Source organism: Cerasibacillus sp. JNUCC 74, assembly GCF_053667775.1.
The window spans coordinates 3,132,378-3,148,428 of sequence record NZ_CM132207.1 but is presented as its reverse complement, the minus strand read 5'-3'; the positions used below and the strand labels follow the sequence as shown (position 1 = coordinate 3,148,428).

The 16,051-nt window shown below is 40.6% G+C and carries 7 protein-coding genes, 14 tRNA genes, 3 rRNA genes and 2 pseudogenes; 25 read left to right on the top strand and 1 reads right to left on the bottom strand.

All coding sequences use genetic code 11. From position 1 onward, the window contains the following. Positions 1-11 precede the first annotated feature (11 nt). The 3 genes and pseudogenes from bcp to perR all read left to right on the top strand — a co-directional run bounded on the left by bcp (position 12) and on the right by perR (position 1,867). A complete protein-coding gene (bcp, locus tag JNUCC74_RS14060; RefSeq protein WP_454065825.1) occupies positions 12-482 on the top strand; it encodes a thioredoxin-dependent thiol peroxidase in 471 nt (156 codons plus the stop codon). A 313-nt stretch (positions 483-795) separates the two neighbouring features. Continuing rightward, positions 796-1,083, top strand: a pseudogene (locus tag JNUCC74_RS14055) (ATP:cob(I)alamin adenosyltransferase); the annotation flags it as partial. A 328-nt stretch (positions 1,084-1,411) separates the two neighbouring features. After that, positions 1,412-1,867 (top strand): peroxide-responsive transcriptional repressor PerR, encoded by a 456-nt coding sequence (gene perR, locus JNUCC74_RS14050; protein ID WP_454065824.1) that lies wholly within the window; start codon positions 1,412-1,414, stop codon positions 1,865-1,867. Positions 1,868-1,976: 109 nt separating this feature from the next. Here perR and JNUCC74_RS14045 read toward each other — a convergent pair whose 3' ends face one another. Beyond that, positions 1,977-2,369, bottom strand: coding sequence for a YgzB family protein (locus JNUCC74_RS14045; protein WP_454065823.1), 393 nt, complete (start codon positions 2,367-2,369; stop codon positions 1,977-1,979). 835 nt (positions 2,370-3,204) lie between these two features. Between JNUCC74_RS14045 and JNUCC74_RS14040 the strand changes: the two genes are divergently transcribed. The 22 genes and pseudogenes from JNUCC74_RS14040 to JNUCC74_RS13935 all read left to right on the top strand — a co-directional run bounded on the left by JNUCC74_RS14040 (position 3,205) and on the right by JNUCC74_RS13935 (position 15,675). Next, the gene (locus JNUCC74_RS14040) at positions 3,205-4,071 is read left to right on the top strand and encodes a nucleotidyltransferase-like protein (RefSeq protein ID WP_454065822.1); all 867 of its coding nucleotides are present in this window, start codon (positions 3,205-3,207) and stop codon (positions 4,069-4,071) included. A gap of 1,749 nt (positions 4,072-5,820) precedes the next feature. Continuing rightward, a 16S ribosomal RNA gene (locus JNUCC74_RS14035) occupies positions 5,821-7,385 on the top strand. Between the two features lie 512 nt (positions 7,386-7,897). Beyond that, positions 7,898-10,817: ribosomal RNA gene (locus JNUCC74_RS14030) — 23S ribosomal RNA — on the top strand. A gap of 160 nt (positions 10,818-10,977) precedes the next feature. Next, a 5S ribosomal RNA gene (rrf, locus tag JNUCC74_RS14025) occupies positions 10,978-11,093 on the top strand. The 16S, 23S and 5S rRNA genes sit together here with 14 tRNA genes alongside, the layout of an rRNA operon. Positions 11,094-11,115: 22 nt before the next feature. Further along, positions 11,116-11,190, top strand: a tRNA-Asn gene (locus JNUCC74_RS14020). Between the two features lie 2 nt (positions 11,191-11,192). Further along, a tRNA-Ser gene (locus JNUCC74_RS14015) sits at positions 11,193-11,285 on the top strand. Positions 11,286-11,304: 19 nt separating this feature from the next. Continuing rightward, a tRNA-Glu gene (locus tag JNUCC74_RS14010) sits at positions 11,305-11,379 on the top strand. 5 nt (positions 11,380-11,384) lie between these two features. Continuing rightward, positions 11,385-11,460, top strand: a tRNA-Val gene (locus tag JNUCC74_RS14005). Positions 11,461-11,565: 105 nt separating this feature from the next. Continuing rightward, positions 11,566-11,642 (top strand) — tRNA-Met (locus JNUCC74_RS14000). A 38-nt stretch (positions 11,643-11,680) separates the two neighbouring features. Beyond that, positions 11,681-11,757: transfer RNA gene (locus JNUCC74_RS13995), tRNA-Asp, on the top strand. A gap of 38 nt (positions 11,758-11,795) precedes the next feature. Beyond that, positions 11,796-11,871 (top strand) — tRNA-Phe (locus JNUCC74_RS13990). A 19-nt stretch (positions 11,872-11,890) separates the two neighbouring features. Further along, a tRNA-Tyr gene (locus JNUCC74_RS13985) sits at positions 11,891-11,975 on the top strand. A 17-nt stretch (positions 11,976-11,992) separates the two neighbouring features. Next, positions 11,993-12,066 (top strand) — tRNA-Trp (locus tag JNUCC74_RS13980). 8 nt (positions 12,067-12,074) lie between these two features. Next, positions 12,075-12,147, top strand: a tRNA-His gene (locus JNUCC74_RS13975). Positions 12,148-12,161: 14 nt separating this feature from the next. Further along, positions 12,162-12,236, top strand: a tRNA-Gln gene (locus JNUCC74_RS13970). 4 nt (positions 12,237-12,240) lie between these two features. Further along, positions 12,241-12,315: transfer RNA gene (locus JNUCC74_RS13965), tRNA-Gly, on the top strand. Between the two features lie 13 nt (positions 12,316-12,328). After that, a tRNA-Cys gene (locus JNUCC74_RS13960) sits at positions 12,329-12,402 on the top strand. Positions 12,403-12,411: 9 nt separating this feature from the next. Continuing rightward, positions 12,412-12,495: transfer RNA gene (locus tag JNUCC74_RS13955), tRNA-Leu, on the top strand. A gap of 97 nt (positions 12,496-12,592) precedes the next feature. Then, a pseudogene (locus JNUCC74_RS13950) lies at positions 12,593-12,827 on the top strand (IS3 family transposase); the annotation flags it as partial. 145 nt (positions 12,828-12,972) lie between these two features. Continuing rightward, on the top strand, positions 12,973-13,722 hold the full coding sequence (locus JNUCC74_RS13945; protein ID WP_454065821.1) for a hypothetical protein: 750 nt from the start codon (positions 12,973-12,975) through the stop codon (positions 13,720-13,722). A gap of 441 nt (positions 13,723-14,163) precedes the next feature. Beyond that, entirely contained in the window at positions 14,164-14,229 is a 66-nt protein-coding gene (locus JNUCC74_RS13940; RefSeq protein ID WP_454067901.1) for an SEC-C metal-binding domain-containing protein, read from the top strand. A 252-nt stretch (positions 14,230-14,481) separates the two neighbouring features. Next, a complete protein-coding gene (locus JNUCC74_RS13935; RefSeq protein WP_454065820.1) occupies positions 14,482-15,675 on the top strand; it encodes a DUF4317 domain-containing protein in 1,194 nt (397 codons plus the stop codon). The last annotated feature ends 376 nt before the right edge of the window (positions 15,676-16,051 follow it).

The following is a 16,051-nucleotide window of genomic DNA, read 5'->3' as shown; positions in this document are numbered from 1 at the left end:
AGGGATGTAATATGTCAGTAGAAATTGGTAAAAAAGTAGAAGATTTCACATTGCCAAATCAAGATGGTGAAAAGGTCAGTCTGTCTGATTTTCAAGGAAAGCATGTTGTCCTGTATTTTTACCCAAAGGATATGACCCCTGGCTGTACGACCGAGGCATGTGATTTTCGCGATGCTCATGAGAGTTTTAAAGAGCTTGATGCAGTAATTATTGGTGTTAGTCCGGACCCAGCAGCTTCACACCAAAAGTTTATTGATAAATATGATTTACCGTTTATACTTTTAGCAGATGAAGACCATCAAGTAGCTGAACAATTTGGTGTTTGGAAGCTAAAGAAAAACTTTGGCAGAGAATATTATGGTATTGAACGCTCTACTTTTATTCTTGATAAGAACGGCGTATTACAAAAAGAATTTCGCAAGGTGAAAGTAAAGGGACATGTAGAAACTGCGTTAGATTTTATTCGTGAGCAGTTGCAATAATTGGAAAAAAGGAGATAGTCATATGTACTGTACCCTAATAGTTAACTTGAAATTTGACTTTAGAGGGTCACTTCCATATGGCTATCTTTTTTCATTTCTACATAATAGATAACTTTTTGAAATGTAGCTTCGTTGTATAGCTTCAGCACCCAAGCTGTAGCAAACTTCACTCTTCTTCCAACGATAAGTTAACATCGTCTCCTATGCTCCGTGCTAACTCGAGTATTTCTAGCTTTTGTTTTTGTGAAATTTATCGCTCATTATCGAGGGTGCTGTATCTCTTCCACGTTAAGATAATAAAGCGTTAGAACCCTGGAAATTAAAGGAGGAGCATATTCAACAACTAGAAAAGCTAATAGATAAATGGGATGAACAGCTTGAACCATTACAAAACTTCATTTTACCATCTGGTATAGAAGCAGCCTCAGCACTACATATTGCAAGAACAGTAACTAGAAGAGCGGAACGATTGGCTGTTGCAATTGATCAAGTTAATCCTTTAGTAGTTGCTTATCTTAATCGGCTATCAGATTATTTATTTGTAGCTGCTCGCTATGTTAATCAATTGCTTGGGGGAAAGGAACGCTTATTACGTATATAAATTATAGTACATGTTTAAAAAGAGGATAGAAAAGCTAGGTTCGGCTAAGATTACAACATATCGAAAAATTTTGCTGTATTGCTCAACGTTCGTTGCTCTTGAAGAAAATCACTCTTTTTTCTCGTCTTAATGTATGTTGAAGTTCAATTTATGAGTTTTACTTAGCTTTTTAAACATCCATTTATAGAGAAAATTTTATATTAAAACATGTATTTATGTATATAGTGTGCTAATATTGACAGAATACACGTAAAGGGCGTAAACTATTTATAAAGATTATAATGTAATAATAACGTTATCATTAGATAAACTACTGAAAGAGAGGTGGATGAGGGTGTCTGAAAATCGATTACAGGAAGCGATTAATACACTAAAAGAATCAGGCGTCCGTATCACTCCACAACGACATGCGGTACTTGAGTATTTGCTCAATTCAACGATTCATCCAACAGCTGATGATATTTACAAGGCCTTAGAAGGAAAGTTTCCGAATATGAGTGTTGCAACCGTTTATAATAACTTGCGTGTATTGCGTGAAGTTGGCTTAGTCAGAGAGTTGACTTATGGCGATTCTTCAAGCAGATTTGATTGTAATACTTCAGATCATTATCATATTATTTGTAACTCATGTGGGAAAATTGTTGACTTTCACTATCCATCACTTGATGAGGTGGAGGCATTGGCTGAGCAGGTAACCGGTTTTAAAGTCAGTCATCACCGCATGGAATTGTATGGTGTTTGCGAAGAATGTCAGAAAACAACTGAAAAGAAACACATTAATTGATGGTACGCCAAAAACCCTAATGTCAACTAAGCATTAGGGTTTTTGAAGGTTTTAATAATGGCTAATTATGAGTCTAGCGTGTGGATTATTAAACTTATTTAAAGATATGTTAGTGCATATTATTTTCTTTTTTTGCTTTTATCTCTTTCCGATAACGTTTAGAATTGTACCTTTCATCAAACTCTTTACCTTCTAAATTTTTATCCATTGTTAGCGGTTGTTTGCAGTGCATACAAGCATCTACTCGTCCAAGCATTTTTGTAGGCTTCTCGCAACTGGGACAAATAATCGGCACTGCTTTTAAAGATAATGTCCCGATCCATAGGTAAACAACGCAGCTTAATACAACTGCTAATACACCAAGGATAAAGAAGATAATCATTAACCAATCAATCCGTTTGACTAATATTCCTATATACATAAGTATAATACCTGCAAAAATAAGAATTAAGGCAAATGATCTGATTTTATTTATTTTACTAGAATAGACGATTTGCGACATGTAAACTTACCTCCTTACTCCCCTTAAAGGTAGTATAACATACAGTCAGTTAATTGATGAATCAAAAAACGTGCATGTCTAAAGCTCATCTAGTTCCTCATCTATAAGTAATGTTCAAAAATTTGGAAACATGACGAGTTGAATTTATTTGTACATTAGAATGTATAAAATGTTAGTCTTTAAGTTAAAGCGACGCGATAGAAATTTATTCAACATATAAGTTGTCGTATTTATTCCTCTTCTAACGTCTTTATTATCTTAACGACTTGTAGGGAACCGGCACTAAATTGCTCGATTTGTTCGGATGGCAGAACAGAGTATGCTTCGACAGCAATATCTCGCAATTTCTCAAGGAAAAGAAAGCTTCGATAACTACACATCGCGTTTTTTAGGACAAAAAAACTTGGGTGCGTTACATTGGGATTTTTTACGTATGTTGCATTTTGTCTTTGTTCTACTTCAAGGAAAAAGAGTTCCTTGAGTGAAGTATATGCAAAGTAGAAGTAAAACTATACTAACGGCAAGCACAGTGACAGAGGATAACATCGTTTTTTGTGAGGGTGTTTTTTGGGAGATGGATGATCTATATTTAATTGCATACACTCGGCTTTTTGAAAATGAAGCGACGACGAACTATATATTTTTGTTTTATCCTCCTTTTTCTAAACATATTAAAGAAAAGATTTATTAAAAAATTTAATAAAAAGACAGGAATTGCTAAGATTATAACGAATGTTAGTATAATGAAAAATAAAACCTGTTTTACGGAATAAATAAACTCTTGTTTATTTCCTATGAAGTCTGAAATGTTTAATAAGAAATGGAGAAATAAATAATGGAAAATTTTCTGAGATCAATTTACCAGCAACATGCTAGCGATTTGAAAACCCTTGGTATATTAGTGTTAGAAAGAACGAAACCAAATAGCCACATTACTGATAATTTTGATGTGATTTTATTAATAATTGTTCAAGATGCTGACCCCAAATGGTGCGCTAAACATTATGAATTTGCCAATAAAACTTGTGCACTTCATATTGTTGATGAACGACTTTTAATGAAGTGGATTGATACAAGTGGTTATCGAAGTGCGGTTGAATGGATCATATATGGAAAGATTTTATTTGATAGAAATGAATTTGTTTTTAATTTAAAAGATCAATTACATGATTTTCCTGATAAAAAGAGAGATTTGCGAAAAGCGATTGAATTTGGAAAGCTGGTAAAAAGTTATAATGAAGCAAAAGAGCTTTTTGAAATGCAACAATATATGGATGCGAATAGTAAAATACTCTACTCCCTGCATTATTTAGCTAGACTGGCTGTAATTGAAAAAGGTCATTATCCTGAAGTAACTGTTTGGAGCCAAATAAAACAAATTGATGTTGAAATTTATAAATTGTATGAAGAGTTTATTGAAAGTAAGGAAGCATTGAAAAAACGAATACAACTCATGTTGCTGGCAATGGATTATATCATAAAAAAGCGAGCGAAGGTATCTGTTAAGCATTTATTAGACGTGATGGGCAAAGAGTATGCTTGGTCTTATGCTGAATTAAAAGCACGGCCGGAAATTCAGCCATATTCTTTAGATCTATCAGCAATTATTGCTTATTTAGTAGAAAAGAGGATTGTTTATTCTGTAAAAGAAGCGACAAAGGGAGAAGGGGTTTACCATAGGAAATATAAATTAAAGAAGTAAGAGACACAATTTTTTCGTTTTCCACATATAGTATATAGGCAAACTTTACATTGCTATTCTAATTTATAACAATATAACGTTGCTCTTTTGCGATTTTTCTTCCATATTGTAGTAAAGTCCCTCCTTTAATGATCAAAACCCTAGAAGGAATGTACATGGAAGAGATGAATTAGCTTGCAGTTTTTACTTGAATCAGCATCTCAAAGCTTAAGTGAACACTAGGATATCTTATTCGTAAAGATATTGCAATCGTATCAATGATATAATACCGCATAGAGAGGCAACGTCTACGAATCTTTAATTTTATCCATTTATTCTATGGTATTACTCATATAAGTTGAAAGAGAAGTTTTACTGAAATAAAGTTGGACTTTTGGTTATGGTAGGTTTGATATATTTGTTTTATCCCGAATGTAAGGTGCTGTAAGACCCCGACTTCAAGAGTTATAGCGGATACGAAGAAGTTTAAGTGGGAGATAACGGCACCTAAATTACCGATTCGCTCGGGTCGACAAGACAAGGAAAGCTACGTTAGTGATACATCGCGATTTTTTAAGGATGTTGATCACAAGGAGTTGCAACAAGACAAGGGGAGCTACGTAGCCGATGCGTCGCACGACGAAAAAGTGTATTTCTTTTCAATGATAAGAAAAAAACTTCGCAAGCGACACATCGCAGTTTTTCAAAGACGCCCAAGATTCTAACCTTTGTTCTATCTGAATGAAGTTTCACTTTATATTTTAGCGCTAATTATTACATCATAGGTTTCAACCGATTTGTTAATGGACTTTTAAGAATTACTGGTGTTCAACTTTAAGAAGTTGTTAAAATTACAATAATGAAGCCTGAAATGAAGCTAGTAACAATTGAATTAGTGAATTTTTTAGTATTTATTATTAAGAGGTTGTTCAAAAAGTACGGGTAAAATGACGCCTTGAATTTCTTTGTACCTTAGAACGTATAAAATTTCAGCGTTGAAATTCATTCAATGTAGTTTGAAATTTTTAAGTTCTACGTGTACATGTAACTAGGCCTATCGTCTACGCTTCGCTTGCCGCTAGCTAAGTTTTCTTTATTGGGTTTGTTTCTCCGTTGCTTGGAAAGGAAAAACTTTTTTCCAGCGCGAGAATGAGTTTCAAGGAAGCTAGACTAATGCTCATATATCTATGTTTCTACTAAAGGACCTTTTTAAAAAAAACACGCCTTGTGGGTAACGTAGAAGTCAGTACATCCTGTACAAGTGCGCTAGCTGAAACATCACTGCCCGAATTTTTCGATCCTTTTTTGAACATGCACTATAAAAAATTAAAAATAACGTTGACTTTATGATAGAAGCGTGATAGAGTAATAAGCGTCGCAAAAATTTTGGTGATTTTATAATAAATATATCAATAAAAAGTGTTGACATGAAAGTTGGAAATATGATATATTAATAAGGTCGCTGAAATGAGAAAAGCGATTCAAATTAAAAAAGTTATTGACAGCTACTTCTTAAAATGTTATGTTATAAAAGTTGCTGTCGCAAAAGACAGCTAACAACATTTGCTCTTTGAAAACTGAACAAAACAACCAGTATGTCAAGAAAAGCAATCTCTGTTTTTCTAAGAAATAACTCAAGAGAGATCTTGAGAGAAGCTAAGAAATAATGAAGAACGGTGTTTTTCATTACAAACTTTTTTGGCAAATAAGAAACCAGTTTCTTATTTGCACAAGTGCAACTTTACTTTTGCAAATACCAAAAGTGAGTTTTCTATGGAGAGTTTGATCTTGGCTCAGGACGAACGCTGGCGGCGTGCCTAATACATGCAAGTCGAGCGCGGGAAGCAAGTAGAACCCCTTCGGAGGTGACGCATGTGGAACGAGCGGCGGACGGGTGAGTAACACGTGGGCAACCTGCCTGTAAGACTGGGATAACTCCGGGAAACCGGGGCTAATACCGGATAATACGTTTTCTTGCATAAGGAGACGTTAAAAGGCGGCGCAAGCTGTCACTTACAGATGGGCCCGCGGCGCATTAGCTAGTTGGTGGGGTAAAAGCCTACCAAGGCGACGATGCGTAGCCGACCTGAGAGGGTGATCGGCCACACTGGGACTGAGACACGGCCCAGACTCCTACGGGAGGCAGCAGTAGGGAATCTTCCGCAATGGACGAAAGTCTGACGGAGCAACGCCGCGTGAGTGAAGAAGGTTTTCGGATCGTAAAACTCTGTTGTTAGGGAAGAACAAGTGCCGTTCAAATAGGGCGGCACCTTGACGGTACCTAACCAGAAAGCCCCGGCTAACTACGTGCCAGCAGCCGCGGTAATACGTAGGGGGCAAGCGTTGTCCGGAATTATTGGGCGTAAAGCGCGCGCAGGCGGTCTTTTAAGTCTGATGTGAAAGCCCACGGCTTAACCGTGGAGGGCCATTGGAAACTGGAGGACTTGAGTACAGAAGAGGAGAGTGGAATTCCACGTGTAGCGGTGAAATGCGTAGAGATGTGGAGGAACACCAGTGGCGAAGGCGACTCTCTGGTCTGTAACTGACGCTGAGGTGCGAAAGCGTGGGTAGCGAACAGGATTAGATACCCTGGTAGTCCACGCCGTAAACGATGAGTGCTAGGTGTTAGGGGGTTTCCGCCCCTTAGTGCTGCAGTTAACGCATTAAGCACTCCGCCTGGGGAGTACGGCCGCAAGGCTGAAACTCAAAAGAATTGACGGGGACCCGCACAAGCGGTGGAGCATGTGGTTTAATTCGAAGCAACGCGAAGAACCTTACCAGGTCTTGACATCCTCTGACGGCCCTAGAGATAGGGAGTTCCCTTCGGGGACAGAGTGACAGGTGGTGCATGGTTGTCGTCAGCTCGTGTCGTGAGATGTTGGGTTAAGTCCCGCAACGAGCGCAACCCTTGATCTTAGTTGCCAGCATTCAGTTGGGCACTCTAAGGTGACTGCCGGTGACAAACCGGAGGAAGGTGGGGATGACGTCAAATCATCATGCCCCTTATGACCTGGGCTACACACGTGCTACAATGGATGGAACAAAGGGCAGCGAAGCCGTGAGGCCAAGCAAATCCCACAAAACCATTCTCAGTTCGGATTGCAGGCTGCAACTCGCCTGCATGAAGCCGGAATCGCTAGTAATCGCGGATCAGCATGCCGCGGTGAATACGTTCCCGGGTCTTGTACACACCGCCCGTCACACCACGAGAGTTGGTAACACCCGAAGTCGGTGAGGTAACCGTAAGGAGCCAGCCGCCGAAGGTGGGACCAATGATTGGGGTGAAGTCGTAACAAGGTAGCCGTATCGGAAGGTGCGGCTGGATCACCTCCTTTCTAAGGAATAAGATAAAGCGTAAGCGTTCGTTTAGCGACGTATGAACTGGACGGAACCGAAGGAGATAAAGGAAACACGAAGAGCCGAGAGGCGAATCGATGTTGACTTATCGTACGGAGGGGAAGGAAGTTTCACTAGTCGCTGAACGCTGGAGCTGGAATAATAAAAAGCGAAAACGACGATAGACGTTTGAGCTGACTATACGGAAGACATACTAGGTTGTTTGGTTCAGTTTTGAGAGAGTAAATATTCTCTCTTTAAAGATGGTACCTTGAAAACTAAATAAGAGTAACAACGACATCAAACCAAAAGCTGAAGCGAATGCTTAGCGACATACGGGCTGGACTGAACCGTAGGAGATAAAGGAAACGCGAAGAGCCGAAAGGCGAATCGATGTTGACTTATCGTACGAAGGGGAAGGAAGTCAGGCAAGTCGCTATGAGCGGAAGCTAGATTAACCAAAAGCAATAAAGGCGAAAAAGCGTCTAGCTTATTTCACATAAAGCGAGTTAGTTAAGTGAATAAGGGCGCACGGTGGATGCCTTGGCACTAGGAGCCGAAGAAGGACGGGACTAACACCGATATGTCTCGGGGAGTCGTAAGTAGACGTTGATCCGGGAATTTCCGAATGGGGGAACCCACTGTTCGTAATGGAACAGTACCTCTATCTGAATACATAGGGTAGAGGAGGCAGACCCGGGGAACTGAAACATCTCAGTACCCGGAGGAAAGGAAAGCAAATGCGATTTCCCAAGTAGCGGCGAGCGAAACGGAACGAGCCCAAACCAGAAGGCTTGCCTTCTGGGGTTGTAGGACACTCCATAGGAGTTACCAAGAAGTTCTTTAGATGAAGCGATCTGGAAAGATCCGCCAAAGGAGGTAACAGCCCTGTAATCAAAAAGGAACTTCCTCCGGAGTGGATCCTGAGTACGGCGGAACACGAGAAATTCCGTCGGAATCCGGGAGGACCATCTCCCAAGGCTAAATACTCCCTAGTGACCGATAGTGAACCAGTACCGTGAGGGAAAGGTGAAAAGCACCCCGGGAGGGGAGTGAAAGAGAACCTGAAACCGTGTGCCTACAAGTAGTCGAAGCCCGTTAATGGGTGACGGCGTACCTTTTGTAGAATGGACCGGCGAGTTACGATCGTATGCAAGGTTAAGTGGAAGACACGGAGCCGCAGCGAAAGCGAGTCTGAATAGGGCGAACAGAGTATGCGGTCGTAGACCCGAAACCGTGTGATCTACCCATGTCCAGGGTGAAGGTCAGGTAACACTGACTGGAGGCCCGAACCCACGTATGTTGAAAAATGCGGGGATGAGGTGTGGGTAGGGGTGAAATGCCAATCGAACACGGAGATAGCTGGTTCTCTCCGAAATAGCTTTAGGGCTAGCCTCAAGGAAAGAGTACTGGAGGTAGAGCACTGATTGAACTAGGGGCCCTCATCGGGTTACCGAATTCAGTCAAACTCCGAATGCCAACTACTTATCCTTGGGAGTCAGACTATGGGTGATAAGGTTCATAGTCGAAAGGGAAACAGCCCAGACCGCCAGCTAAGGTCCCAAAGTATACGTTAAGTGGAAAAGGATGTGGAGTTGCATAGACAACCAGGATGTTGGCTTAGAAGCAGCCACCATTTAAAGAGTGCGTAATAGCTCACTGGTCGAGTGACTCTGCGCCGAAAATGTACCGGGGCTAAACGTATCACCGAAGCTGCGGATTGTTCTTCGGAACAATGGTAGGAGAGCGTTCAATGTGCAGTGAAGTCAGACCGTGAGGACTGGTGGAGCGCTTTGAAGTGAGAATGCCGGTATGAGTAGCGAAAAAAGAGTGAGAATCTCTTTCACCGAAAGCCTAAGGTTTCCTGAGGAAGGCTCGTCCTCTCAGGGTTAGTCGGGACCTAAGCCGAGGCCGAAAGGCGTAGGCGATGGACAACAGGTAGATATTCCTGTACCACCTCATGAGTGTTTGAGCGATGGGGGGACGCAGTAGGATAAGGAAAGCGCACGGATGGAAGCGTGCGCCCAAGCAGCAAGGGAGTCGGATAGGAAAATCCGTCCGATCATTCTAAGCTGTGACGGGGAGGGAAAATGAGTACCGAAGTTCCGGATTTCACACTGCCAAGAAAAGCCTCTAGTGAGCTCATAGGTGCCCGTACCGCAAACCGACACAGGTAGGCGAGGAGAGAATCCTAAGGTGAGCGGGAGAACTCTCGTTAAGGAACTCGGCAAAATGACCCCGTAACTTCGGGAGAAGGGGTGCTCCTTGTAGGAGGAGCCGCAGTGAATAGGCCCAAGCGACTGTTTAGCAAAAACACAGGTCTCTGCGAAGCCGAAAGGCGAAGTATAGGGGCTGACACCTGCCCGGTGCTGGAAGGTAAAGGGGAAGCGTTAGTACTTCGGTACGAAGCGTAGAACTGAAGCCCCAGTGAACGGCGGCCGTAACTATAACGGTCCTAAGGTAGCGAAATTCCTTGTCGGGTAAGTTCCGACCCGCACGAAAGGTGCAACGACTTGGGCACTGTCTCAACGAGAGACCCGGTGAAATTATACGATGCGTGAAGATGCGCATTACCCGCGACAGGACGGAAAGACCCCGTGGAGCTTTACTGTAGCCTGATATTGAATGTTTGTACAGCTTGTACAGGATAGGTGGGAGCCATCGAAGCGTGAGCGCCAGCTTACGTGGAGGCACCCGTGGGATACCACCCTGGCTGTATGAACCTTCTAACCCAGGGCCGTGATCCGGTCCGGAGACAGTGTCAGGCGGGCAGTTTGACTGGGGCGGTCGCCTCCCAAAAGGTAACGGAGGCGCCCAAAGGTTCCCTCAGAATGGTTGGAAATCATTCGTAGAGTGTAAAGGCAGAAGGGAGCTTGACTGCGAGACCTACAAGTCGAGCAGGGACGAAAGTCGGGCTTAGTGATCCGGTGGTTCCGCATGGAAGGGCCATCGCTCAACGGATAAAAGCTACCCCGGGGATAACAGGCTTATCTCCCCCAAGAGTTCACATCGACGGGGAGGTTTGGCACCTCGATGTCGGCTCATCGCATCCTGGGGCTGTAGTCGGTCCCAAGGGTTGGGCTGTTCGCCCATTAAAGCGGTACGCGAGCTGGGTTCAGAACGTCGTGAGACAGTTCGGTCCCTATCCGTCGTGGGCGTTGGAGGTTTGAGAGGAGCTGTCCTTAGTACGAGAGGACCGGGATGGACACACCGCTGGTGTACCAGTTGTTCCGCCAGGAGCACAGCTGGGTAGCTACGTGTGGCAGGGATAAGTGCTGAAAGCATCTAAGCATGAAGCCCCCCTCAAGATGAGACCTCCCATCACGTCAAGTGAGTAAGATCCCTCAAAGATGATGAGGTAGATAGGTTCGAGGTAGAAGCGTGGTGACACGTGAAGCTGACGAATACTAATCGATCGAGGACTTAACTAAATCTAATGGAAAGATAGTCGTTGAATGATCTCTTATTTAGTTTTTAAGGTATGATCCATATTTTTTGATAAAAAGTACTTGCTTTTTTTACGAAAACAATTATAATAAGGCTTGTGCCTATTTTTTAGAAGCTCACAAAGACAGTAAAATCATAAGTATGTCTGGTAGCAATAGCGGAGAGGTCACACCTGTTTCCATACCGAACACAGAAGTTAAGCTCTCCAGCGCTGATGGTAGTTGGGGCTTTGCCCCTGCAAGAGTAGGACGTTGCCAGGCATTGTGATTCATATTGGAATATTCCACAGTAGCTCAGTGGTAGAGCAATCGGCTGTTAACCGATCGGTCGTAGGTTCGAATCCTACCTGTGGAGCCAATGGAGAGCTGTCCGAGTTGGCCGAAGGAGCACGATTGGAAATCGTGTAGGCCGTTAATGCGGCCTCGAGGGTTCGAATCCCTCGCTCTCCGCCACTTGAAAAATATTTTCTCTGGCCCGTTGGTCAAGCGGTTAAGACACCGCCCTTTCACGGCGGTAACACGGGTTCGAATCCCGTACGGGTCACCAAATAAGGAGGATTAGCTCAGCTGGGAGAGCACTTGCCTTACAAGCAAGGGGTCGCAGGTTCGAGCCCTGCATCCTCCACCAGTAACGGTCACTTATATAACTTGAATGATAACTCATTTTTATGTAGACTGGTAGATAGAGACTTAATAAATATCTCTTTTATAACATAGCAAAGCTATTTCATATCGCGGGGTGGAGCAGTCTGGTAGCTCGTTGGGCTCATAACCCAAAGGTCGCAGGTTCAAATCCTGTCCCCGCAACCAAATAAATTAATATAAAATTATTACCACTATATTTAATTGGTCCGGTAGTTCAGTTGGTTAGAATGCCTGCCTGTCACGCAGGAGGTCGCGGGTTCGAGTCCCGTCCGGACCGCCACTATAAAGATAAATTGGTTTTCATACATAAAAGTTAATGGCTCGATAGCTCAGTCGGTAGAGCAAGGGACTGAAAATCCCTGTGTCGGCGGTTCGATTCCGTCTCGAGCCACCATTTGTATTTTATTATTTACGGAGGGGTAGCGAAGTGGCTAAACGCGGCGGACTGTAAATCCGCTCCCTCAGGGTTCGGGAGTTCGAATCTCTCCCCCTCCACCATTTTGATTTTAATATGTAGGGGTATAGTTTAATGGTAAAACGAAGGTCTCCAAAACCTTTGATGTGGGTTCGATTCCTACTACCCCTGCCATATATATGGCGGCCGTGGCGAAGTGGTTAACGCACCGGATTGTGGCTCCGGCATCCGTGGGTTCGATCCCCACCGGTCGCCCTTAGGGTATAGATTGGGCCATAGCCAAGCGGTAAGGCATCGGGTTTTGATCCCGTGTATCCTAGGTTCGAATCCTAGTGGCCCAGCCATTTTGCGGAAGTAGTTCAGTGGTAGAACACCACCTTGCCAAGGTGGGGGTCGCGGGTTCGAATCCCGTCTTCCGCTCCAATTCCAATTATAGGGCGGTATAGCCAAGTGGTAAGGCAGAGGTCTGCAAAACCTTTATCACCGGTTCAAATCCGGTTACCGCCTCCAATTCGATTTGCCGGTGTGGCGGAATTGGCAGACGCGCGGGACTCAAAATCCCGTTCCTTCACGGGAGTGTCGGTTCGACCCCGACCACCGGTATATTAAACGTTGATATGACGGCGTTCTGGCGGAAATTATTCGTTAGGACGTCGTTTTTTGTGTTGTATTTCAGGTAGAACGTGCGAGATTCAGTCCCGTGCATACTGATGGGATTCAGAGATCGTTGAGCATGAAAGGGTACCCTTATGACAATGTCGTGGCTGAAGCGATGTTTAAGTATTTAAAACAGAATTCGCTAATGGAGCTCATTCTCTTCCCCTAAACAGCTCGCTCTCGAACTTGATGATTATGTTCATTGGTTCAACAGTATTCGAATTCATGGAACATTGGGCTATTTAACGCCTGTAGAATTCAAGAAGCTGACCTTATAATTTTTGTCCAGTTTAGTGTTGACATTCCAGTAAATGTTTCGAACTCTATGGGTTACTGATATAGAGATATTAGTTACTGAGATTTTTAATAATGTTGTTAATGGTTAGAGGATGAAAAAATTAGTATAAGAAATTAGGAGATAACTTGAAATGTAATATTAGCAAAATACATATCATAGGCGGTTCAGGTAGTGGGAAAACTTATTTGGCAAATATTTTATCCACTAAACTAAAAATCCCAACATATGATTTAGACAATATATTTTGGGATAATGGCTATCATAAAAAGAAAGATAAAGAGTTGAGAGATATGGAATTGTTAAATATTATTTCTGAAGATGAGTGGATAATTCAAGGTGTTTATTATTCTTGGTTGGATGATAGCCTTAAGAAGGCGGATTTAATAATAATTTTAAATACTAACGTAGTATTAAGAGAATTGAGGATCATAAATAGATTTATTAAGAGGAAGCTTAACATGGTACCAGGTAAAGGTGAAGATCTAAAGAGCCTTACGAGATTGTTAAAGTGGAATTATAATTATAAAAGGAAAAATTTGTCAAAGGCTATTAATAAAATAGCTATTTATAAGGAGAAATTAGTATTCATTAATAACAAAAAAGAGCTTGCATATTGGATTGACTTACTTCTAAAAAAAGCTGAGCTGATTGCTTTATTAGAACAACAGATACCTGAGTACCTGGATCGAATATGTTTTTTATGGGACACAGAACGTTTCAAATTAGTAACAAATATAGCTGAAAATGGAGGGAAATTAGTTGCACCAAATTACGTACTCTCTAAATTTATCTCTTCTTTTGTATCCTTTTCTAGCATACTTATTAATTGGGTTCCGCTTACATGTAAGCATATTCCAGTTTTTATTTATATTTAGTGCATCCCTTAGATCCAGGTTATTTTTCAGAGGATCGAATACTCGTATATTTAAAAAACCATCTTCATCTATATCGATCTCTTGATGAAAATAATTGGAATCTATAATAACTTCTAGTTATCAGCAATTAGTCAATTTTCTTACCCAAAATTATGCAATAAATAAGAAGGGAGTTGATAGTATCGTAGAAGAGTGGGTCTATGCAACCAAAATTGGTGAAGGTCCAAATGATATTATATGGTACTTATCAATATATTTAGAACTTAATAGTATGAAAATAGTTGAAAAATTAATGGACAAGTTGGTTTATCTGATCCAATAACACGAGAGGATGGTTTCTTAAAGGACATACATCCATGGAGTTAATGGAACAGGAGAAAAAACAATTACAACCTTACCAATACCTAAATCCAATCATCCTGATAGAAAAAAGTTGAGAAGATAGGAAGAAATCAGCTGTGTCCATGTGGAAATGGGAAAAAGTATAAAAAATGCTGTGGTAGATAAAACAGGAAAAAGAGAATAAAAGCAGCAAAAATATACATATGAAAGTGGCAATCGTTGTCACTAATAATTAAATCTAAATTTCTTACAAATGTTGTTAAACTAATGTTTGTAAGATTTTTTAGTTACAAGGGAAATGTTAAGTGATGGATAAAATGAATAGTATATGCAGGAATAACAAATAGCATTTATGATAAGATGGAAGATGCATATTTCATAGCAATTAATGACAATTAGCATAGGAGTGAAACGAGTTTGAATAAGAAAGACATTGCAAATATTCGTAAACAATTAAAATTAAATAATGACTTATTAAAAATAAACGAAATTTCTAATGTGTATATCATGAAAGAATCGAGTGATATATATCACTATCAAAGTACACCATTTGAATTGCTGGAAGATGAACAGAAAGAGCTATTTATGGCTAACTTTAAAAAGGTACTGTCTGGGCAATTAGATGAGAAATTATTTGAATTAAAATTCAGGCGGGATGTAGAAGATAATAGCCAGCTCATTTTACATCAGGGTCTATTAAGTAACGATACGGAAGAATGGAACAGCTATATGCTTCGGCTTGTAGAAAAAATGCTGAAAGATAAGCAATACGAAATGGATATTGTTGTAACTTTTATTCGAGGAGAATATATGAAACCAATGAAACGCTGCAATGAAGAAACGGAAGAAAGTGAGCGAGATACGGTTTATTCTCATTCTTTTATTTTATGTAGTATGAATAAAACGCAAGATCCAAAAAAAGAACTGTTGTTTGATTATGTAGAAAAGGAGTTTAAATATAATATTGTTGTAGATCCAATTATCAACCTGAAAGCTCCCATATCAGGATTTCTCTTCCCTTGTTTCACGGATAATGCTGCGGATGTCAATCACGTTCTTTATTCGGCAGGTAAAGCAAATGAGTTAAATTATCATTTTATTGAAGAAGTATTGAATGCGGAAGAAATAATGACTGCGCAAGAGGATAAAATTGTTTTTGAGGAAATCGTAAAAAATGTAGCCGGCGAACGTATCAATACATCGACACTTTCAAATGTGTATGATGAAATCTATCAAGTTATCGAAGAAAATGAAGATGAAGAAGAAGTACCAAAATTAGACTACAAAGATGTAGAAAAGGTATTAAAAAGCAGTGGAGTAAAAGATGTCGATACGGAAAAGGTAGAAAATGCGTTTAAGACGGTGATTGATGATGAAAAATATGAGTTGAAAGCGAGTAACATTGTTCCAAAACCTACTTCCAAGTCAATTAAAATAAAGACAAAGGTAGCGGATATTTCCATCAGTCCACAGGATCTAAGATTTGTTCGGCAGGTTCAATTTGATGGGAAACTGAGTCTTATGATTGAAGTAGAAGAAAGTACAATCATTGAAGGTTTTGAATTAATCCCAGAAGTTTTATTTCAAAAAGCTGATGATGAAGAGGAATAATTAGAATGACAATTAACTTGAAAATGGGCGAAAGATAATATAGTAGCTTTTTACATGATTAAAAGAGCTTTAGTTATTAGATAGAGTATGGGAGGATCATTTATTTAACATAAATGATTAGAGAATATTAATAGCTGCTAATATAGGCAAAGATCATACAATTATGCAAGATAACGGCATAAATGCAATCAAGATATCAAGCATGTCCATTTTAATTCCCAAAACAATTTAAGAAAATGGAATGTTTCATTTAACAACTAATCGACCTTGCATTAGAAAATATACATAACTTGTTAAAAAATACACCATAAATAATTGAACTAGGAAACCACAATAATCATCTTTTTTCACCAAACTATTCTTAATTTTGCTAGAA